The 21,928-nt window shown below is 68.6% G+C and carries 11 protein-coding genes; all 11 read right to left on the bottom strand.

Annotation, left to right across the window (positions count from 1 at the left end; genetic code table 11):
* Positions 1-113 precede the first annotated feature (113 nt).
* The 11 genes from HZB25_02110 to HZB25_02160 all read right to left on the bottom strand — a co-directional run bounded on the left by HZB25_02110 (position 114) and on the right by HZB25_02160 (position 21,921).
* Positions 114-3,080, bottom strand: a complete 2,967-nt coding sequence (locus HZB25_02110) for a pyruvate, phosphate dikinase (protein ID MBI5836015.1) — start codon at positions 3,078-3,080, stop codon at positions 114-116.
* Positions 3,081-3,210: 130 nt separating this feature from the next.
* On the bottom strand, positions 3,211-3,822 hold the full coding sequence (locus HZB25_02115) for a hypothetical protein (GenBank protein MBI5836016.1): 612 nt from the start codon (positions 3,820-3,822) through the stop codon (positions 3,211-3,213).
* 32 nt (positions 3,823-3,854) lie between these two features.
* Positions 3,855-5,732: a S8 family serine peptidase gene (locus tag HZB25_02120; protein ID MBI5836017.1), complete on the bottom strand. Its 1,878-nt coding sequence runs from the start codon at positions 5,730-5,732 to the stop codon at positions 3,855-3,857.
* A gap of 254 nt (positions 5,733-5,986) precedes the next feature.
* Positions 5,987-6,973, bottom strand: a complete 987-nt coding sequence (locus HZB25_02125; protein MBI5836018.1) for an asparaginase — start codon at positions 6,971-6,973, stop codon at positions 5,987-5,989.
* Between the two features lie 53 nt (positions 6,974-7,026).
* On the bottom strand, positions 7,027-8,370 hold the full coding sequence (locus HZB25_02130) for an acetyl ornithine aminotransferase family protein (GenBank protein ID MBI5836019.1): 1,344 nt from the start codon (positions 8,368-8,370) through the stop codon (positions 7,027-7,029).
* A 182-nt stretch (positions 8,371-8,552) separates the two neighbouring features.
* Positions 8,553-10,031 carry an aldehyde dehydrogenase family protein gene (locus HZB25_02135; protein ID MBI5836020.1) on the bottom strand — a complete coding sequence of 493 codons (1,479 nt, stop codon included), beginning with the start codon at positions 10,029-10,031 and terminating at the stop codon, positions 8,553-8,555.
* Between the two features lie 126 nt (positions 10,032-10,157).
* Positions 10,158-11,120 (bottom strand): hypothetical protein, encoded by a 963-nt coding sequence (locus HZB25_02140; GenBank protein ID MBI5836021.1) that lies wholly within the window; start codon positions 11,118-11,120, stop codon positions 10,158-10,160.
* Positions 11,121-11,123: 3 nt separating this feature from the next.
* Positions 11,124-13,619, bottom strand: coding sequence for a hypothetical protein (locus HZB25_02145; protein MBI5836022.1), 2,496 nt, complete (start codon positions 13,617-13,619; stop codon positions 11,124-11,126).
* Positions 13,620-13,640: 21 nt separating this feature from the next.
* Positions 13,641-15,209, bottom strand: coding sequence for a hypothetical protein (locus tag HZB25_02150; protein MBI5836023.1), 1,569 nt, complete (start codon positions 15,207-15,209; stop codon positions 13,641-13,643).
* 442 nt (positions 15,210-15,651) lie between these two features.
* Positions 15,652-19,707, bottom strand: a complete 4,056-nt coding sequence (locus HZB25_02155) for a T9SS type A sorting domain-containing protein (protein ID MBI5836024.1) — start codon at positions 19,705-19,707, stop codon at positions 15,652-15,654.
* 636 nt (positions 19,708-20,343) lie between these two features.
* Entirely contained in the window at positions 20,344-21,921 is a 1,578-nt protein-coding gene (locus HZB25_02160) for an ATP-binding cassette domain-containing protein (GenBank protein ID MBI5836025.1), read from the bottom strand.
* Positions 21,922-21,928: the final 7 nt, after the last annotated feature.

Below are 21,928 nucleotides of genomic sequence, written 5' to 3' on the forward strand. Positions count from 1 at the left end.
CCAGCGCGGCCCGCCCGGGCGGCTGCCTCGTGGAACTTCCGGATGCACGAAGCGGTGGCGGAGGGCATGCGACCCCTCCGCCACCGCATCCGTTTCCAGCCGGGACTGCCGTGCTAGCGCTGGTCGCTCCGGGCGACCGACTTCCCGCGCAGCACCGCGTGTGCGGCCGCCAGCAGGGCCAGCGGGACGCGGTACGGCGAGCAGCTCACGTAGTCGAGCCCGGTCTTGTGACAGAAGATCACCGACTCGGGGTCGCCGCCGTGCTCGCCGCAGATGCCCACCTTGAGGTCCCTGCGGGCCGCGCGGCCTTCCTCCACGGCCATTTTCACCAGCCGGCCCACGCCCACCTGGTCCAGCGACTCGAACGGGTCACCGGGCAGGATTTTCTCGCGCACGTAGAACGGCAGGAACTTGCCGGCGTCGTCGCGCGAGAACCCGAAGGTCATCTGCGTGAGGTCGTTGGTGCCGAAGGAGAAGAACTGCGCCTCGGCCGCGATCTGGCCCGCGGTCAGCGCCGCGCGCGGGATCTCGATCATGGTGCCGACCAGGTAGGGCACCTGGAAGCCGGTCTTCTTCATGACTTCCGCGGCCACCCGGTCCACCACCTGCTTCTGCATGCGGAACTCTTCCACGGTGCTGACCAGCGGGATCATCACCTCGGGGACGATCTTGCGACCGTCCTTGGCCACCTGGCAGGCGGCCTCGAAGATCGCGCGCGCCTGCATGGCGGTGATCTCCGGGTAGGTGAGCCCGAGGCGGCAGCCGCGGTGTCCCAGCATGGGGTTGAACTCGTGCAGCTCCTCGACCCGCCGCAGCAGCTTGGCGGACTCGCCGGCCTTGCCCAGCAGCTCCAGCGCGCGCTCCAGCACGCGCAGGCGCGCCACGCCGGCGGCCGGGAGGGCCTTCTTCTTCGCCTTCGCCTTCAGCGCCGCGAACTCCTTCAAGAGGCGGGCCTTCACCACGGCGGGCTTGAGATTCACGCTGGCGAACGCCACCGCGGCGGCGTCGCCGGCCAGCAGCTCCTCGCGCTTGGGCAGGAACTCGTGCAGCGGCGGGTCCAGGGTGCGGATGGTGACCGGGTAGTCGCCCATCGCCTTGAACAGGCCCAGGAAGTCCTTGCGCTGGAACGGGAGCAGCTTCGCGAGCGCCTCGTCGTACTGCTTCCTGGGGGCCGCCAGTTCCTTCTTGAGCGCGAGCATGTCCCGCTTCAGGCTCGCGGCGCGCGGGCCCTCGGACTTCTCGATCTCGCGCTGCAGGTTGAGCACCTGGTACTCGAGTTCCTTGGTCTTCGGGGCGGCCAGGATCATCTGCACCACCCACGGCAGCCGGTCGCTGTCGAAGAACATGTGCTCGGTGCGGCACAGGCCGATGCCCTCGGCGCCGAAGCGCCGGGCGGTCTGCGCGTCGCGCGGCACGTCGGCGTTGGCCCGCACCTTCAGCCGGCGGATCTTGTTCACGATCTCCATGAACAGCGCGAACTCGCCGGTGAGCTCCGGATCCACCGTCTTGGCAGCGCCCAGGATCACCTGGCCGGTGTTGCCGTTGAGGCTGATGAACTCGCCTTCCTTCACCAGCACCTTGCCCACCTTGAAGCAGCGGCCCTTCTCGTCCACGTCCAGCGCGCCGCAGCCCACGACGCAGCACTTGCCCATGCCGCGCGCCACCACGGCCGCGTGCGAGGTCATGCCGCCGGTGGCGGTCAGGATGCCCTGCGAGACGTCCATGCCGTGGATGTCGTCGGGCACCGTCTCGTTGCGCACCAGGATCACCTTGTGGCCCGCGCCCGCGCGCTCCACGGCGGCCTCGGCGGTGAACACCGCCTCGCCCACCGCGGCGCCCGGCGATGCCGCCAGCCCCTGCGCGATCGGATCCAGCGAGGCCTTGGGATCGAACTGCCGGTGCAGGAGCTGGTTCAGCTGTTCCGGCTCCACGCGCAGCACGGCCTCCTCATCGGAAATCAGGCCTTCCTTGACCATGTCCACGGCGATCTTCACCGCCGCCGCGCCGGTGCGCTTGCCGGTGCGGGTCTGGAGCATGAAGAGCTTGTTCTCCTGGATGGTGAACTCGAAGTCCTGGATGTCGCGGTAGTGCTTCTCCAGGCGGCGGGTGATCTCCACCAGCTGGCGGTAGGCCTCGGGAAGAGTCTCTTCCAGGGCTTTCTGGCCGGGCTTCTTGGGGTTCTTGCCGGCCACGCTGATGGGCTCGGGGGTGCGCACACCGGCCACCACGTCCTCGCCCTGCGCGTTGATCAGGTACTCGCCGTAGAACACGTTCTCGCCGGTGGACGGGTTGCGGGTGAAGCCCACGCCCGTGGCGGAGGTAACGCCCAGGTTCCCGAACACCATGGCCTGCACGTTGACGGCGGTGCCCAGGTCGTCGGAGATGCGCTCCTTGCGGCGGTAGTACACCGCACGCTCGCCGTTCCAGGAGCGGAACACGGCGTTGCGGGCGCGGTTCAGCTGGTCGCGCGGGTCCTGCGGGAACTGCCCGCCGCGCCGCTTCTGCACCAGCGCCTTGAACTCCTGCACCAGCTGCTTGAGGTCGTCCACGGTGAAGTCGGTGTCCAGCTGGATCCGGCGCTTCTTCTTCAGCGCGCCGATCACGTGCTCGAACTCGGACTTGTTCATGTCGAACACCACGCTGCTGAACATCTGGACGAAGCGCCGGTAACAGTCCCACGCGAAGCGCGGGTTGGAGGTGCGGCGCGACAGGCCCTCGACCGAACGGTCGTTGAGGCCCAGGTTCAGGATGGTGTCCATCATGCCGGGCATGGAGAACTTGGCACCCGAGCGGACCGACACCAGCAGCGGGTCGTCCGCGTCGCCGAGCTTCTTGCCCATCACGCGCTCGAGGCGCTCGAGGGCGGCGTCCTGCCCGGCCTGGAAGTCGTCGCCGACCTTCATGCCGTTGGCGTAGTACTCGTTGCAGATGCGGGTGACGATGGTGAAGCCGGGCGGGACCGGAACGCCGGCGCGGGACATTTCTGCGAGGCCGGCACCCTTGCCGCCGAGAAGGTCCTTCATGGATCCGTCGCCGTCGGCGGTGCCTTCCCCGAAGAAATAGATGCTCTGTTGGGACATGTCTCCCCCTTCTTCCTCCCCAGAACCACTCTGGCATGGAAACGTTTACGGTTCGGAATTGTAGACCGTTGGGGTGTCACCGGCAAATCGCCCGCAGGGTCGGCTCCGGGCTGTGGTGTAACCGACTGTACTATCGGTAGATACGCCTGAGCGCGCCCCACCGCGTCTGCCCGTCGGGCATCACCCCCCCGAACCGGGCGGAGGTGCTCGCGGGCGCGACGTCGATCCCGCGCACGGCCGGCCGGGCATCGAGGAACACCCACAGCCGGGCCAGGGGCAGGCGCAGTTCGGCGGTGCGCGCGGGGCGGCTGGTCCTCACGTGCAAGGTGCCCAGGCGGGCCAGCCGGGGAACGGTGCTCAGTCGGTCGGTTCGGATGTGGAGGTAGTAGTGGCTGCGGGACTGGCACTTGGAGCAGGCGCATTCCTCGTCGCACAGGAGCTGGGAGACGTTGCCGATGAGGCTGCGGTCGGGCTCGAAGTTGACCACGTCCACGGAGCGGCTCACCTGGCAGGCGGCGTCGGTGGTGCAGTCGTAGGCGATGTAGAACTCCACGCCCTCGAGACGCGCGGTGAGCGTGTCGAGGTTCATGTACAGCCCCACGCCGGCGGTGTCCCGGGGCTCGTAGGCGCGCTGGGGCACGGTGGCGGTGGACACGCCGAAACCCAGGCGGAGCGCGGGCGAGGCGGCGGCCCCGCTCGTCCACAGGGCCGCCACCAGCATGGCTGTGCGAAAGGCGATCAAGGCGGCCTCGCGGCGCCGCGGCGGGCGGCGGATTAGCGGAACAGCACCAGGCGCCGGGTGACGCTCAGAGTGCCGGACTCCAGGCGGTAGAAATAGAGCCCCGTGCCCGCGGGCCGGCCGTCGGCGTGGCGACCGTCCCAGGCAGCCTGGTGCGTGCCGGGGGCGGCGTCGCCGTCCTTGAGCGTGGCCACCAGGCGGCCGGCGGGATCGAACACCCGCAGGCGCACCCGCTGCTCACCGGCCACGCCGGAGACGGAGTAGTCGATCCGCGTGTTCCCGCGGAACGGGTTGGGCTGGTTCTGGGACATCGCCAGGCTCAGGCCGGGCAGGTTACGCACGCCGCCGCCGGAGTCCACCGAGGTGCTGACGAAGCTGGCGGCATCGTAGGCGCGCAGCAGTCCGTAGCCGGTGACGGTGTCCGGGCTGGCCGGGTGCGAGGCAGTCTGGCGCAGCGCGTCCAGTACTTGAAGCGGGTTGTAGCCGGGGTTCTTCTGCAGCACCAGCGCCACGGCTCCGGCGGTGATGGGCGTGGCGAACGAAGTGCCGCTGCCCGTGCCGAAGTAGGATAGGTCGCTGCTGACGCTCACCACCCAGTCGCGGGTGCCGCGTGCCATCACCTCGGGCTTGATGCGCCGGTCCCAGGTGGGTCCGAAGCAGCTGTAGCTGGAACGCACGCCCAGCGAGTCGGTGGCCCCCGCGCTGACCACGTTGAACCCGTCGGCCGGGGCGATGACCTTGTTGGAAGGGTAGATCGCCCCGCCGTCGTTGCCCATGGCGGTGATGCACACGATCCCGCGGGCGGCGGCGTAGTTGGCGGCCCGCGACGAGACGCGCGTGCGGCCGTCCATCTGCGCGTAGATGGCGAGGGGCGGGATGGAAGTGGTGTCGTAGGTGCTGTAGCCCAGCGAGCTGCTGATCAGGTCCGCCCCCAGCGAGTCGGCCCACTCCACGCCGGCCAGCCAGTGGTCCTCCTCGATCGGCGTCTCGGTGGGCACCCACTCGGTCTTGCCCAGGATGAAGCGCGCGTTGTACGCGGCACCCAGGTAGCGGCCCGGGTAGTAGCCGCCGATGAGGCTCAGGCAGTACGTGCCGTGCGAGTCCTGCCCGGCGGAGTCCTGCCCCGCCTCGTTGGCCACCACGGTGTCGCCGTGGATGAAGTCGCGCGAGTGGGCCACCTGCAGCACATGGCCGGGGTAGTTGAACGCCGAGTGCGTGGTGCGGAAGCCGGAGTCCAGCATGCAGATCAGGACGCCCTCGCCGTGGAAGCCGGCGTCGTGCAGCTTCGGGATCTGGTGCAGGTTGAGCTGCTTCCAGGTCACGCCGTACTGGGTGGAGTCGATCACGGCACCCGCGGCGGGCGCGGCGGGACGAACCGGGGAGAAGGCACCCGGGCCCACGGGCGACCAGCCGTTGGCGGGAATGTCCGGAGCGCCCTCGGCCACGTCGCCCCGGCGGTAGCTCTCCACCACGTCCAGCCGGTCCACGCATGGCAGCGCGGCGATGGCGCGCAGCTGCGCCGGGGTGGCCGAGACGCTCATGGAGTTGAACCAGCGGCTCACCTGGCGCTGGCGCGCGCCGGTCGCGCGCACCTCGCGCACGTGGCGCCCGGACACCGGCAGGTCCATGTCGTCCACCACCGGGCCGGTCATGATCTTGGCGCGGCGCCACAGCGTGCGGTCCGGCAACTCACTCTCCGCGCGGCGCAGCGCCTCGGCGCGCTCGGCGGGCGTGGCCAGGCCCTTGTCGCGGAAGTACACCCAGGCGTGGATCTCGCCGCCCCGTGGACGGCCGGCGGCTTCCTGCAGGCGGGCACTGAAGGGAGCGGGAGCCGCGGCCAGGATGCGCGAAGGAACCGGCACGAGGGCGAGGCAGGCAAGTGCGGCTACGGCCAGGATCCGAAGTCGAAGCATGGGTTTCCTCATCGTCCTGGCCCGCCCGTTGGGGCGGGCGACCGGGGGGCTGGGGAAGCCCCCAGAAAATGCAATTATAGCAGGAACTTGCGGTATTTTCAAGGGGCGGGCCATTCCGGACTGGAAACGGTGTATCAGGAGTGGCCGCGCCCCACCTATGGAGGCAGATTCCCTGCCGGACTCGGGCGGGGTGCCAGTGCCAGGACTTCTTCGACCAAACCTCGGCACCCTCTCCCGGGTACGGCGATCCCCGCTCAGGCCCCGCCGGCGCCCCGGATTTCCCCTACCACCCGATCCCTGAAGTTCCGCACTTCCGGCCGTGCAAACCGTTCCAGCCCGGCCGGGATGGGCCAGCCCAGCGCGCCCAGCAGATCGAACAGCGCGGCCGGAACCGCGCGCATGTTGCCGTCCTCCACCTTGAAGGCCAGGCCTCGCCCGGTGGGCACGTGACCCACGCAGTACACCGCCTCGGCCCCGATCTTCACGATGTACCCACCCCCCGACGCGCGCATGAACTCGGTGTCCAGCTTGCCGGGCCCACCCACCATGTCCGGCTCCGCGCGCACGGCGTCCAGCAGTCGCGCGACGGTGGCGGAGGGAGCGCCGTCGGGACCCAGGCCGCGGATGAAGCGCGCGTAGCTGTGCGCCATGGACAGCAGCGGCACGGCGAAGACCGGTGCGCTGCAGCCGTCCACGGCCACCGCCACGTCCCCGGGGCCCATTCCGGCGTAATCGGCGACGATGCGGCGGATCTCCACCTGGTGCGGATGCTCCGGGTCCAGGTAGGTCTCCACCGGCCAGCCGCGAAAGCGGGTGGCCAGCAGCATTCCCGCATGCTTCCCGGAACAGTTGTGGCAGGCGGCGGTGGGCTTGCGGCCGCTGTCGGCCAGCTCGCGCGCGGCGGCCGCATCGGTCGGGGCGTGCGTGCCGCACTGCAGATGCTCCACGCCCAGGCCGGCGCGGGAGAGCATGTCCAGCACGGTGGCCACGTGGAGGGCGGTGCCGCTGTGCGAGCCGCACGCGATGGCCAGCTCGCGCGGGCCCAGGCCGAAGTGATCGGCGGCGCCGGATTCCACCAGCGGGAAGGCCTGGAACACCTTGGAGGCGGAGCGGTAGTAGGTTACGCGGTGCGGGTCGCCGAAGGTGGCGATCAGGCGAGCGCCGTCGCTGGCGGCGGCGTGGACCACGTGGCGGCTCTCCACGAGGGCGCCACGGGTGACTTCCAGGACGCGCGGGTCGATTGTTGCGGCAGAGGGGCGCCCACCGGGGCGCCCCTCCTGTCCGTGCCTGCCGTTCACCGGGTCTTCTTCTTCTCCGCGGCGGTGAGCACCTCGTCGAAGATGGAGAGCGAGGTGGCGATCTCGTCGCGCGTGATGACCAGGGGCGGCGCGAAGCGGATCGAGTTGGGCCCGGAGCCGAGCAGCAGCATGCCCTTGCGGAAGGCGCGCTCCACCAGCTCGTCGCGCATCTTCCCGTCGCCGGCCATGCCGCTGCGGTCCTTGACGATCTCCACGCCCACCATCAGGCCGCGGCCCTGCACCCAGCCGATGCTGCGGTGCCGGGCCTCCAGCTCCTTGAGGCCCTCCATGAGCTCCACCCCGCGGCGCTCGGCGTTCTTCATCAGCCCGCCCTCGATCAGGTCCAGCGTGGCCAGCGAGGCCGCGCAGCACACCGGGTTGCCGCCGAAGGTGTTGCCGTGCGATCCCGGGGGCCAGTCCATGAGCGAGGCCGGCGCCAGCATGGCCGCGAGCGGCATGCCCGAAGCAATGCCCTTGGCCACGGTGATGATGTCCGGCTTCACGCCCCAGTGCTGGATGGCCCACCACTTCCCGGTGCGGCCCATGCCGGCCTGGACCTCGTCCAGCACCAGCAGGATGCCGTACTTGTCGCACAGCTTGCGCAGCTCCTGGAAGTAGCCGGGGGGCGGCACCACGTAGCCGCCCTCGCCCTGGATGGGCTCGACCACCATCGCGGCGCAGTCCTCCGGCGGCAGGACGGTGCGGAAGATCTCCTGCTCGATGAACTTGACGCACGCGAACTGGCACGCCGGGAACTTGAGGTTGAACACGCAGCGGCGGCAGTTGGCGTAGGGTACGTGCACCGCCTGCGGCGTGAGCGGCGCGAAACCGCGGCGCTGGGTGGCCTTGCTGGCGGTGAGCGCCAGGGCGCCCAGGGTGCGGCCGTGAAATGCGCCCAGGAAGCCCAGCAGCAGCGGGCGGCGGGTCTTGAAGCGCGCCAGCTTGATGGCGCTCTCCACGGCCTCCGTGCCCGAATTGCACAGGTAGGTTCGCGCCGGGCCGCGCGTGGGGCTCAGCTTCGCGAGCCGCTCCGCCACCTGGATCTCGGGCCCGTAGTAGAAGTCGGTGCCCGACATGTGGAGGAACTTCGCAGCCTGCTGCTGGATCGCGCGCACCACCTTCGGGTGGGCGTGGCCGGTGGCGCACACGGCGATGCCGGCGTTCATGTCCAGGAACTTGTTGCCGTCCACGTCCCACAGCCAGGCGCCCTTGCCGCGCTCGACGACCATGGGATAGCTGCGGGTATACGACGGGGAGAGACTGCGGTGGTCACGCGCCAGCCAGGCGCGCGCCTTCGGGCCGGGAAGGCGGCCCTTGATCAACGGGGTGGAACCGGTCATGACGACGACCCCCTTCAGGGAGGAACTCGGCCAGCCGCGGCAACGGGGCGCGCCCGCCGCGGGACGACGGGGACGTGCGGGATCCGCACGAAGCGATCACCGCCGCGCGTCGGGGGGCCGCCACTGCATCCAGCGCCGCGCGCCGCAGGCGCCGGGCCGGGCTGGGTTGGGGAAGGACAGGGTCATGCGTCGATCTGGGCTTTCTGCAGCCTGCCGCTGTAGTCGATGTACACGGTCTTCCACTCGCTGAACACGTCCAGCACCGCGGTGCCGGCCTCGCGGTGACCGTTGCCGGTCTCCTTGACGCCACCGAAGGGCAGGTGCACTTCCGCGCCGATGGTGGGCCCGTTCACGTACACGATCCCGGCCTCGATGTCGCGGATGGCGCGCTGCGCCAGGTTCACGTCCCGAGTGTAGATGGAAGAGCTCAGTCCGTACATGGTCCCGTTGAGGATCTCCACCGCCTCCTCCCCCGAGCGGCAGGTGAGGATGCTCAGGACCGGGCCGAAGATCTCCTCCAGGGCGATGCGCATGCCGGGCTTCACCTGGTCGAAGATGGTGGGCTGGAAGAAGTGCCCCTTCGCCAGCGCGCCCTCGCGCGCGGCGGCGCCGCCCAGCAGCAGTCGCGCGCCCTCTTTGCGGCCGATGTCCACGTAGGCACCGATGGCGGGAATGCGGCCGGCGTTCACCACCGGCCCCACGTCCACGGTCTCATCCAGGCCGTCGCCCAGCTTCAGCTTCTTCGCGCGCTCCACCAGCCGCTCGGTGAACTCCTTGGCGATCTTCTCGTGCAGGATCAGCCGGCTGGTGGCGGTGCAGCGCTGGCCGGTGGTGCCGAATGCGCCCCACAGGGCGCCCTCGAGCGCCAGGTCCAGGTCGGCGTCGTCCATCACGATCTGCGCGTTCTTCCCGCCCAGCTCCAGCGAGCAGCGCTTGAGCGTGGTGCCGCACTGCGCGGCGATCTGCTTGCCCACCTCGGTGGAGCCGGTGAAGCTCAGGACCTTGATCTCCGGGTGGCTGACCATGGGGGTGCCCACCTCGGAGCCGCTGCCATGGACCAGGTTCACCACGCCCTCGGGGACCCCGGCCTGCTCCAGCGACTCCACCAGCAGCGTGGCGCTGGCGGGGGTGTCGCTGGCGGGCTTGAGGACCACGGTGTTGCCGCACACCAGCGCCGGGAACATCTTCCAGGTGGCGATGGCCATCGGGAAGTTCCACGGCGTGATGAGCCCGGCCACACCCACGGGCTGGCGGATCGAGTAGCCGGTCTTGTTGGGCAGCTCGCAATGGGTGGTCTGCCCGAACAGGCGGCGGCCCTCGCCGGAGGCGTAGAAGGCGGTATCAATGCCCTCCTGCACGTCGCCGCGGGTCTCCTTGATCACCTTGCCCATCTCCCGCGTCATGACGCGCGCCAGCTCCTCCTTGCGCGCGCGCAGCACCTCGCCCACCTTCAGCAGCAGCTCGCCGCGCTTGGGGGCGGGCACCAGACGCCAGGAGCGGAACGCCTTCGCGGCGGCATCCACGGCGCGGCCCACGTCCTTCGCGTCGGAGGACGGGTAGGTCCCCACGATTTCATCGTGGTCGGCGGGATTGCGGTTCTCGAAATTGCGGCCGGTGTGGGAGTCCACCCACTTCCCGCCGATGAAGTTGCGCGTCTGCATGAAGGTCACCTCGCGGTTCGGCGCCCCGGGCGGGGCGCGGCGGCCAGCGCGAACGGTCACGCGGAAGGCGCCACCAGCGGTGGCGCCCTCCTTGGACCTCGTCACAAGTTCGGTTGGACCGGGCGATCAGCGGATGATCGTGAAGCGGCTCACGCGGCTCCGGCCCCGGCCATCGAGCGTCTCCAGGCGGTAGAGATAGATGCCGGAGCCCACCTCCTGCCCCTGGCCGTTCTTCACGTCCCAGTCCTCCCCGTTGTCGGAGGCGCTGTTGTGCTCCAGCGTGCGCAACAGCGCGCCGTCGGCCGTGTAGATCTCGATCTTCACGTGCACGGGAAGGTTGGTGAAACGAATCTTGCGCCGCCCTACCACGTCCCAGTCCGCCCGGAAGGTGTACGGGTTGGGGACCACCCGCACCTGGTCCAGGTCGTCCTTCACGGGCGCCCCGGTGGGCCGCACCGGCCCCACCATGTTCGCGCCGCGCGGCGTCAGGTCCTCGCCGTTCTCGGTGGTGTCGCAGATGGTCACGGCGTAGAAGTAGTCGAACCCGTTCTTCGGGCCCGCCAGCGTGCTGCGCACGTACGAGGTGTCGAACTGCGGCAGGCCGTTCCGGAACCCGGAAAACAGCGGGATGCGGTCGAAGCTAAGGACGCTGTCGGGGTCGATGAACAGGCCCACGCCCGGCAGCCGGTCGTCGCGAAACGTCCACAGGCGGCTGGTGGAGCCGTTGTCCGGGTTGCGCACCGAATTGCCGAAGGTGCGGGCCGGGCGCAGCACGTAGCGGCGCAACAGCACCATGTTCGCGGTGTCCGGCCCGATGGACCGGTAGACGCTGTAGCCGCCGAAGTCGGCCCGCTGCCTCTCCATCGAGGTGTCGCGGTCCCACATCAGGAACGCGTTCTGGTCGTAGTTCCGCATGGAGGCGACGCTGGTGTCCAGCACGTCGCCCGCGAAAAGCGGCCTCAGCGCGAACCCGCGCACGTTCAGGTTCGGCCACCCGGTTTGCGCCGCGGCCGGCACGGCCGCGGCCGCCAGGGCGCACCACAGGAGCGCCGCCAGCAGCCGGGTCTTCACGGGAATCGGGGAAGGCATCGCTCAGCGTCTCCTGTTCTTGGCGGCATCCGCGGTCGCCGAGAGCCGGGCCGGGCCGGACTGGAGGCGGCGGAGCTCCGGGATCCTTGCGGCGTTCGCGTTCAACTCGTTGTTGCGCTCCAGCGTGAGTTGCGTGCCCTGGGGCGGGCACGCCCCGCGCCAGATGTTCCAGCCCTTGGTGGAGAGCACGATGTCCGCCACCTGGCGCACCTCTTCCCGGTGCATCAGCGGGAGCTCGAAGCCGAAGTAGTAGAGCTGGTAGGGCGCGCTCACCTTCGCGGAGCTGCCCGTGGTGAGCGTGGTGCCGAGCTTGTACCAGGCGCACACCGAGCTGTCCACCCACATGGAGGTCTGGCGCGCCACGTAGTTCACCTGGGCGCGCCGGCCCAGCGAACGGTACAGCCCGATCGGCTGCCATGTGGAGGACTCCGGGAAGGCCGGGCGGTACTGGGTCGGGAAGTCCCGCATGCACTCGTTCGTGGACGGGTACGGCATCAGCGTGGTGAGGGGATTCCACCGGTTGGTGGGCAGCGCGACGACCCGGCCCACGTCAAACGTCATGGCCGGCAGGGTGCGGCGCTCCTCCCCGAAGGCGGTCTGCCGGATGAACGGCACCGGCCACGGGTCCATGCCCCGCATGCGCACGTCGAAGTCCGTGCCCGCCCTGCCGGAGCCGTCCGTGGTGAACATGGTGTCCGGCCCGTGGATCCCCAGCACGTCCACGATGAAGTGGTTGTTGTCCTCCACGTTGGCGTCCTGCGGTATGAAGGGGTACGAGCCGATGGCGCCCGCGCCCTTCTGCCCCATCAGCCACTTGGCGAACCCGCCACCGCTGCCCCAGATGCAACCGCCCGCCTGCAGCCAGGTGTACAGGTTGTTCGAGATGGTGGTGCTGGTGACCAGCTGCCGCAGGGCGTAGTCGAAGCCGGCCCCCGGCGTGGGCAGCGGCACCTGCCACACGATGACCTTGTAGTGCGAGAGCGTGGACAGCGAGATCCCGAACCGGAGCCGGTTGGTACCCAGGTTCAGGATCACCGAATCGCCCTGGGCCACCGGCCGGCATTCGCCGGCGGCATTGGTGCGGAAGTCAACCCAGTAGCGGTCCGTCTCCAGGACGTCCCGCCAGAACTGCTCCTGCTCCACCCCGGACAGGCCCGGCCCGTTCACGTTGTCCAGCGGCAGCGTGGTGTTGTCCAGGACGAACAGGAGCGGGCGGTCGAACGTGACCGGGATCACCTCGATCTGGACCACGCCGATGCTCGAGGAACCGGCGTCGTCGAAGACCTGCACGTAGAAGTAGTGGATCCCCTTGTCGGGGAACCCGCTGATGATGGCCGAAGTGGACCGCTCGTCCGGCGAGGTCCACACGAACCCGCCCTTCTGCGTCACCGTGGGCGAAGTGGCGGTCGGGTCGTCAATGTCCAGCGCGTAGCGGTAGTTCGCGACCTTGCCGCCGTAGCCGCTGGCCGTGGCGCCCCACACGAAGCTCAGGTCCACGTTGGGCGGGACCTGCACTGAGAGCGGGTTCGACAGGTCGAGACCGCTGAAGGACTTTCCCTGGGACCCGGCGAAGAGCTGCAGGGTGGGCCGCGCCGCCGTGGGCAGCGAGGTGAAGATCGCCACGTTGCGCCCGATCGAGAAGTAGTTGACCTTCTGCCTGCGCTCCTCGCCCGGCTTGTCCACCAGGGGGGTCGGGACCGGGTCCTCGGCGCCCGCCTCGTCAATGGACTTCACCACGAGGAGGTACGTGTGCCCCGAAGTCAGCTTGAAGGTGTAGCTGGTGGTGTCCCCGCCCACGTAGAAGTTGCGCCCGGGTGCCGGCGGCTCGTTCATGGTCGCGCGGATGAGCGCGTCGGCGCCCGCCACGTCAATCACCTGCGGCCGGGGCGTGATGTCCTTGAAGAAGATGTGGAAACGGACCGGGAGGCGCTTCGGGTCGGTGGCGTCCAGGTCCTGGCCGTGCCAGCGCGCGGTCATGCTGGGCCCGACCACCCCGAACTCGCCGTTGGGGAAGTCCAGCGCCGTGGTGGGTGCCACGGTCAGGGCGTTGAAGTAGCGCACTTCCCAGGGGGACAGGCCGCCCTCGTTGTCCACCGCGCGGATGAAGAACTCGGCCCCGCCAAGGAAGATGGGATTGCGGGGCGCCAGGGAATCGCCGACGGGAATGGCCAGGCTGTCCACCGGGAACTGGAGCGTGACCTCGTGCAGCTTGGTGGTCTTCCACCTGGCGCGGTCCGCGAGACCGGTGTCCGCAGGGCTGGAGCAGTACTCGTAGTGGTCCACGAAGCCGTCCGGGTCAAACGCGGACCAGCAGAAGTGGATGGAGAAGGGCTGGGTCAGGGGGTTGGTGCGGTCGGAGTTGACCGCCCCGCAGGTGATCTGCACCGCCGGAACCTTGTTGGCTCCCAGCAGCCCCTCGAACGCCTTCTTTCCGCAGCCCGGCGCGATCCCCGCGAGGACCAGGACTCCGAGCGCCAGCGCAATGTTCCGAATTCGCATGTCCAAGACTCCCATTGAAACCTACCGCTTGCTCTTCACGAAGAAGGGGATCCGGAGCTTGGCCTGCCGCCCATCCGCAGGGAGCTGCCCGCTGAGGAAGTCGTTCACTGTGACCTCGAGGATGTGCAGGCCCGCGGTGGACGGAACGGAGAAAGCCGGTGATACGGAGCTGGCCAGGGTGTAGGTCACCGGGGTGGCGGACTCGGGGTCCAGGGTGAAGGTGTATTCCGCCCCGTACCCGCTGCCGCTGATCGGGGTGTTTCCCGTGGGGTCGTTGCCGTCGAAGCCCAGGGCGACGCAGGTGAGGCTCTGCCCCACGTACACGCTGTCCACGACCAGGGTGTCCGGCAGGGTGAACGGGAACCGCTGGTTCGGCCCGTAGGTGAGCTTGACCAGCGGCGCCTTGAAGAACGGGCGGAACCCGCACACCACGGTGATCTTGGAGCCCTTCGGGTCCACCTGGCCCTGGTAGTCGAAGCCGCGCACGATGAAGCTTCGCACGCCGGCGCGGAAGTTCTCGGCGGAGGACTTGAACTCGAACGGCGCGTGCAGGTACGGCTCGAACACCTCGATGGAGCCCGAGGGCGGCGTGGAGGGCGTGGGCGGGGGCTGCGAGCCGCCGCCACCCATGAGGCTGTTCTTCACCTGGACCGAGAAGCCCCGGATCTGACCGTCGCGGTCCCAGCCACCAAAGGCGATCCGGATGTCGCTGCGGCGCGAAATGGTGTCGCCGTCGGTGTGCGCGTACACCTTCCCGTCCCGGACCTCCTGGAAACGGCGCTGGATGGGCCGCAGCTCCGCCGGCAGGGCCAGCGTGTTGGGGTCGGTGAACCAGGTGCCCGGCGCGAAGTTGTACGAGAACACCCGCAGCGTGTCGGGCGCGCCTCCGGCCCCGGTCTCGCCGAGCACCGCGTCCACCCCGCGGATGTGGAACTCGTTGCGACCCGGCAGCAGCTTGTCGGCCGGGTAGGTGATGCTGGTGTCGGTGGTGAAGACGTAGCTGGCCCCGATGCGCACCTTGAAACCCACCACCTCGGCCTGGAACGGATTGCGCTTGGGCGCGGCATGCCACTTGAAGTGCACCGAGCTGCCCAGCGGGATGGTGTCCCGGGGAGCGATGTTGGTGTTGCGGCTGGCGTCCGCCAGCTGGATGTGCGCGCCCCCGGGTGTGATCGCGTAGGACTCGTCCAGCACCGGCTCCGGCAGGTAGCGGTCCTCGGCATTCAGGATCACGTGGGCGGGGTTGAAGTCCGCCTTGAACTTGTCGTCCACGGCGGTGACCCACAGCGTGTGCGGGTAGCGCTGCGTGTTCGCGGTGACCGTGAACGTGAAGATGCTGTCCGTGCGCGTGGTGAAGTGGCTCGGGTCCTGGAAGTCCGAGATGCCCGGGACCGCGTTGGTGTCGGTGACGATGACCGAGTAGCCGATCACCTTGCCGTCCGGGTCCGAGCCGTACCAGTGGGCGTGATAGCGGTACAGCACGGCCGTGGGAATGCCGCCCTCGGGCGTCTTGATGAAACTCGTGTCGAAGGGGGTGGCCACCAGCACCACCCTCGGGGAGCGGTTGATGGTGTTGGTAGCTTCCGTCATTTTGCGGCCACAGCCCCAGGCGCCGAGCACAGCAAGCGCCAGGAGCGCAAAGACGAGAATCCGGCTCTGCTTCATCCGCTCTCGATCTCCAGAAGGAATGAGAAGCTTGGAGGGGTACCGAGGCTACCGGGTGTACCAGCCCCACCGGAGCCACCACACAGTACAGAGGGTATCGGAAAGCTAGCAGAGCCCCCGACCGGTGTCAACCACCATTCCCCCCCGCGGTCTCGTTCCCGGGACCCGCACCGGCTTGTGGAAGAAGCGCTTAGCCCGCCCGGCCGGGTTATCCACCGGGGCCGGCGGACGCCCCCGATCCGGAGACAGCCGGGGCAGCAGGGGCAGAAACCGAAGGGCCGGTGCCTTTCGGCACCGGCCCCCGGTGAAGCGTCGAAGCTGTTTCAGGGTGCCGGCCGCCCGGTTGCCCGGATCGCCGGCGGCTCCCTTACTTCAGCATCAGCATCTTCTTGTTGGACTCGAAGTCGCCGATCTTCAGGCGGTAGAAGTACACGCCCGAAGCCAGGGAGGCACCGTTCGCGTCCTTACCGTCAAACGCGATCGAGTACTCACCGGCGTCCTTCTTGCCGTCCACCAGGCTGCGCACAACACGGCCCGAAACGTCGAGGACGTTCAGGGACACGTTGCTGCTACGACCAACCGAGTAACGGATGTTGGTCGCACGCACCGGGCGGAACGGGTTCGGGGAGTTCTGGAACAGGGCGTTCGGGAAGCGGCCCGATCCAGGCTGGACGGCCGTCGGGGAGACCGGGTCCGGACAGAACCGGCCACCGATGTCCGAGAACAGTCCGTCGTACACCGTACGCATCTGGTAGATGCGGCCGTACGAGTCGTGACACGACACGTTGCGGACGCGCGGGAAGTCCAGAGCGTCGATGAGGGTCTTCGAGGTTCCGGTCGGGTTCGCAGCGACGTCGTTGATCACGCCGGCGCTGAGGCTCCCGATTGCGTACACCTGCGACGAGAACGACGTCGCCAGGTCAGTCCTGGGCGGGATCACGTCGTAGTTGTACAGACACAGGTTACCGGTGACGGCAGTCTGCTGCGCCGGGTTCCACGGGGCGTTGCCCGCGAGGATCGTCGGACAGTCGTTGACGTCGCCGGAGATGGTGCGGTAGTTGAACAGCGCGTTGCCGTTGTCCACCGCGCCATCGATGATGCCGAGGACGTCGCTGGCAAACAGGCGGGACGGGCTGCCGGTCGGACGCTGAACGTTGAGGCTCAGCGCGATCTGCGTTCCGTTCAGCCACAGACCCTTACGGCCACCGCTGGTCTCCAGCCAGGCCTTCAGGAGCTGAACGTCGGCGTTGGCGTCACCGTCGTTCTGGCCGTCGGCCAGGGACGAGGTGCCGAGCACGCCGGAGTTGTAGTAGATCTGGCCGTAGCCAGTCAGGTTCTTCACACTCGGACCGCTCGAACCCACGAACGTGTAGGTGGCGTTCGCGAGACGAGCCTCGTAGTTACCGATCCCGGTCTCACCGGAAGACGGCGCCTGCGAGGTGTAGTCATCCACGAACGGAGCGATGCCAAGCGTGTCGAACGTGTTGTGGTACGAGAAGTAGCACTGCGACAGGCCGAACGAGTGGTCCACGAACAGGACGCACGGACGGCCGTTCTGGTGGATCACTTCGTTGTGGGCGCCGGTGATGGTGCCGGTGCCGTTGCCGCCCATCCAACCGTAACCACTCCACGCCGGCGTGCCGTAACCCTGCGTCGGGTCGGCCCAGGCGTTCGGCAGGATGCGGTACATGAAGTAGCGCGCCCCGGTCGAGTACACGAAGTTCGTGTCAGGAGCCAGGTTCGGGCCCATCAGGTTGTCGTAGTACGCGCTGCGGTAGAAGTACTCGATGATGGTTCCCGGAGTGAACACGTAGCTCGGGAAGATGTTCTCGTGTTCAGTCGAGGGCACGCCGGAGTTCTCGGCCAGCCACGCGCCCGCGTTCGGGCCCGCGGTCGGGTCAACCAGCGGCAGGTTGTGCGCAGCGACGCCACGGAGCGCAACGTCGTTCTCGTGGATCGTGGTGGCCCAGTACTGCGGGCTGGCGCCAGGACCCTGGAGAGCGTTGTTGGCCGTCGAGTCCCAGCTGTCGTACTCGGCGGTGTCCATCTGGACGCTGTTCCAGACGTACCACTTCCAGCTGCCACCGTGACCGCCAGCGGTACCGTAGGCACCGTTGTTCGCGATGTAGCTCGTGAAGAACGGGTCGGCCATGTTGGTCAGCGGGCCGGGCAGGACGCGGAACACGCAGTCCATGCGCGCGGTCCGCGCGCCGAACGACGACTGCACGAGAACCGAGTCACCCTGGTTCACGCCGCGGCCGTTGTCGGTGTACGGACGGACCTGGTTGGTCACGCAAGCGGTCACGACCGCGGTCTTCGCGTCGATCAGAGCGCTGCTGACCGGGATGTTCTTGATGTAGAAGTCGGCGCTCGCCGGGTCGTTGGCGCGGATCGCACCGACGGCATTGCGGCGCTTCTGCATGTTCAGGTACGGGGAAATGGAGTTGTCAACCGGGTACGCGTCCTGCCAGAACTGCCAGTCGAACAGCACGATCGCCGGGGCATCCGGGGCGTTCCACATACCGACACGGATGTTGTCCCACAGCGGCGAGAAGTTCGCGTGGCAGGTTCCGGTGCCGCCACCGAAGGCGTAGCACAGGACCGGGGTGCCCACCAGGATCTGGAGGTAGGTGACGGTGGTCGTCGGCATCAGCTGCGACTGCTCGAAGTTGTTGACGAAGCAGTTGGGCTGGTCGGTGTAGTAGATCACCGGGTCGCGCTGCCAGGCCGACCAGGCGTAGGTCGTGCCGGCCGGGTTGGTGCCACCACAGGGGGTGGTGCCGTTGAAGCCCGGCTGGTAGCGCAGCCACAGCCAGAAGAACGCCGCGTCCGTGATCGGCAGGTACGCGTAGATGTCCGCCTGGACCGAGCAGCCCGCACGGCCGAAGCCGGGCGTGCCGGTGAGGGTGATCGGCGGCGAGTACGTGGCCTGCTGCTGCTCGCCGTTCACGTACGGCCAGTTCTGGGAGTACTTGTCACGCGGGTTCGTGCCCGGAGAAGTTCCGTTCTGGTCGAACTGCGCCAGGACGTTGTTCAACAGGTTGCACTGGGTGGTGATCGAACCCGGGACGCCGCAAGCGTCCGCGTACTTGGCTTCCGGAGAGCCCACGTCGTAGAACAGACCGCCAACGTTCGGGTCGTTGTTGCCGACGTTGATGATCTTCGAGTAGATCGGCAGGACCTTGCCCGAAGGCTTCCAGCCCTGCAGGTTGCCCGCGGTGTTGAACGTGTAGGCGTTGCCGGCGCCGTTGCCAAGACCGTCGCCCTGGCCCGCGGCGTTGCTGAAGTAGATCTTGTCAACCACGGCCGCACCGAACTTCGAGCCGCCCGGCTGGTCAACAGCGCCGCTGTAACGCACGGTGCCGCGCTGGTCCGAGCCGCTGGTGTTCGTGCGAACGCGGAACACGACACGCGCCTGCGAACCGATGCCCAGCAAGCCGCCACCGAAGCCGGTGGTGGTGTACAGGGTGCCGGTCGAGTCGGAACGGCCGGTCCAGCCGAGACAGTCCAGAGCGGTGCAACCGCTGATGGTCGCGCTCAGGTTGTTACGGGTGGCGTCGTTCTTGAGCAGGTCGTCAATGTCGGAGTCGGTCGGGATCGCCGAGCCGTAGGGAAGAGCGACCGTCGGCGTGCCAACCCACACGGACAGAGCGTCGTACAGCGAGCCGTTCTGCAGCGGGGTGGTGGTGTCGAGGGTCGTCGGGTCGATACGGTAGTCCATGTCGGTCGCGTACAGGAACGACATGGTGGTGCCGCCCGCGCTGATGGCGACGTCGTGGGTGATGTACTGGTCCCACAGGTCGCCGTAGCCCGGGAAGTTGATGGAACAAGCGGGCGTGGTGCGGTAGTCGTGAAGCACCTGCGCCGCCACGTCCTTGTCCATGCCGCACCACAGCGAGCCGGCGCCTTCCAGGTTCTGGTTGGCAGTCCAGCCCGTGCGCACCGGAACCGCCACCATGTCCTGCTGGTGCCAGTACGGAGCGGCGAAGCTGTAGTTGTTGGTCGAGTACGGGTGGTTACCGTAGTTCAGGAAGAACTCCGGACGCTGTGCCGGCGGACGAGTGCCGCCCGACAGGTACGGCGTGTGGAGGCCGGTCCAGCCCTGCCAGGACTCCACGGAACCCGCGGTGGCCTGCGTGCCATCGGGCTTCCGGTCGAAGTCCCACTTCGCCAGGGCATTGAAGCCGCCCGGCGGGTAGTAGTAACCAACGGTTCCCGGCGTGCCGCCGGTGACGAAGCCGTACCACACCGTGTCAATGACCGCGGCGCGGTACTGTCCCGGTGCCAGCTTGTTGAACTGGCCCGAGCCCATCCGCATCAGGTGGTCGGCGGAAATCGGGCTCTCCGTGTCCTGCGCCCACACCGCGGAAACGAATCCCGCGAGCAGGAGCAGACTCATGAGAGCGACAGCGAGTTTCTTCATTGCTACCTCCGTCGTCGCAATGCTGTTTGGCCTTGCGGACATGCTGCCGTGTTGCGAGCGGGGTTTTCCTGGCGTTCGACCCGGACCTGCGAGGGAACCGGGATGACGCGCAGGAGGCACGAATGAAAAACGCCCTGTCCATCCCTCCTTTCGTCCCGAAATGGAAATGCCGATCCGAAGCAAGCAACGTGTCGTGCTACTACGGTTCCTGCGACCTAGGAATATGGACAACTTCAGGTTACGGAACGCGAAACAACGCTCTTGAAACAAGGGACTCGATCGGCAGACAACGCGCTGCCAGTCGCCGGACGCAAGCAAATGCGCCGACCACCGGGCAATGCAGCACACTCAGATGTTCGAGCTCCGATGCAACGCCATGCCCAGACCCTTATCTAACTGTTTGTTTCCGTGTATGTTAGCGGATACGGGGACGCATCGGAGCCAGATCCCCGATGCGGGAATGCCCACCAAAAATACGTTAAGAGTATAAACGAGCGGGCCTTGCGTGTCAAGGAATATATGGAAACCCGCACGCCCCCGGGGGCCGTGGGCACGGGCCACCCGGATTTGTGCAACAGCTTACATAATTGCCACGGAGATGTCAAGGAGTGGTTTCAGGAGGGCGCTGCGAGGGTCTTACGGCCCCCCCTCGGGCCCCGGTCCGCGCACAAACCCGTAAGCCCATGGAAGGTGAAACCCTAAGTCTGCCGGGCGGGGGGGTTCAAGCGCCGCCGGGACCGGTCTGCCCGCACCGATGCCGACCCAGTGCCGGGACGGAATCTCCGGAACGTCCAGGTCGGAGCTGAACAACCACACCGTGCGCTCCCGCGACTGGGCCATGAGCCAGCCCGCCACCGCGGCGGAACCCGGTCCATCCAGGCCACACAGGGGCTCATCCAGGAGCAGCAGTGCCGGGTCCAGCGCAGCGAGGCTCGCCAGGGCCACCCTGCGGCGCTCGCCGGAGCTGAGCGCCAGGGGCGGGCGGTCCAGGAACTCCGCGGGCCCGAGACCCAGGGACGACAGCAGGTCCGCGGGAGCTGCGGCCCGTCCCGCGAATCCCCGCGGGGGCGTCAGCTCCTCGCGCACCGACGGCTGGCCGAGCTGGTCCTCGGGGGATTGGAAGGCCATCGCCGAACGGCAGCGTCGCGAATGAGCCGGACCGTCCCAACCGATCGCGCCTCCCGCGGAGCCCGACGCGGGGCGCAGCAGTCCCGACAGCGCGCGCGCCAGCGTGCTCTTGCCCGAACCATTGCGCCCGTGGAATGCCGCCAGTCCGGAGTCGGGCACACCCAGGTCCAGGGCCTCCCACACCGTCGTCGCTCCCCGCGCCAGGCGCGCTCCCCGCAGCCAGGCCAGCGCGGTGGAACCGGGGCCGCCCACGGCCGCGGCCGTGCCCAGGTCCGACAGATCGAGTTCTGCCGGCGGCGCCGGCCGGAGCCCCGCCGCCAGCGCGATCGCGGGATCCCCGAGGCTGGCGGGCGACACCTCGCGAATGCCTGCCGCGCGCGGGTCCAGCAGCCACACGCGGTCGGCGCGGCTGGCCTCCGCGGCCGAGGTGGTCGCGGTGAGCAGCCCCAGCCCGCCCGCCTTCAACTCCCCGATCCGGCGCAGCCAGTCCGCCCGGGCAAACGGGTCGAGCTCGGCGAGCGGCTCGTCCGCCACCAGGAATCCGGGACCCGGAAGGATCACCGAAGCCAGCGCCACGCGACGGCGCTCGCCCGCGGACAGCGCCGAGGCGGTGCGATGGGCCCAGCCGCCGCCGGCCCCGGCCGCACTGCCGGCCAGTTCCCCCAGCGCGGCCGTCACCCGAACGCGGATCTCCGCGGGGGGCACGCCGTGCCACTCCAGCCCCGAGGCCAGCTCGTCGGCCACCGTGGCGCCCAGCACCTGTTCGGCGGCCAGCTGGGACAGGTAGCCCAGCCCGCGGCGGAACGCACGGTCTCCGGGAAGCAGGTCCCCGCGGCTCGTCCCCCCCGCCGCGGCGGAAGCCGGGTGACCCGGACAGATCCGCACCGTTCCGGAGTCGGGGCGCAGCAGGCCGGCCGCCGTGCGCAGCAGCGTGGACTTGCCGCTGCCGTTGGGCCCGGCCAGGCACACCCACTCGCCGCGGCGGACTTCGCCGGACACATCGAGGGGCCGGGGACCGGGGGAACCGGGATGGGTGTGGGTGAGCCCGTCGAGGACCAGGCGGGCGTCGGGGGAAAGACCCAGCATGGGCGGA

The sequence above is a fragment of the Candidatus Eisenbacteria bacterium genome (genome assembly GCA_016235265.1).
GTDB lineage: Bacteria > Eisenbacteria > RBG-16-71-46 > RBG-16-71-46 > JACRLI01 > JACRLI01.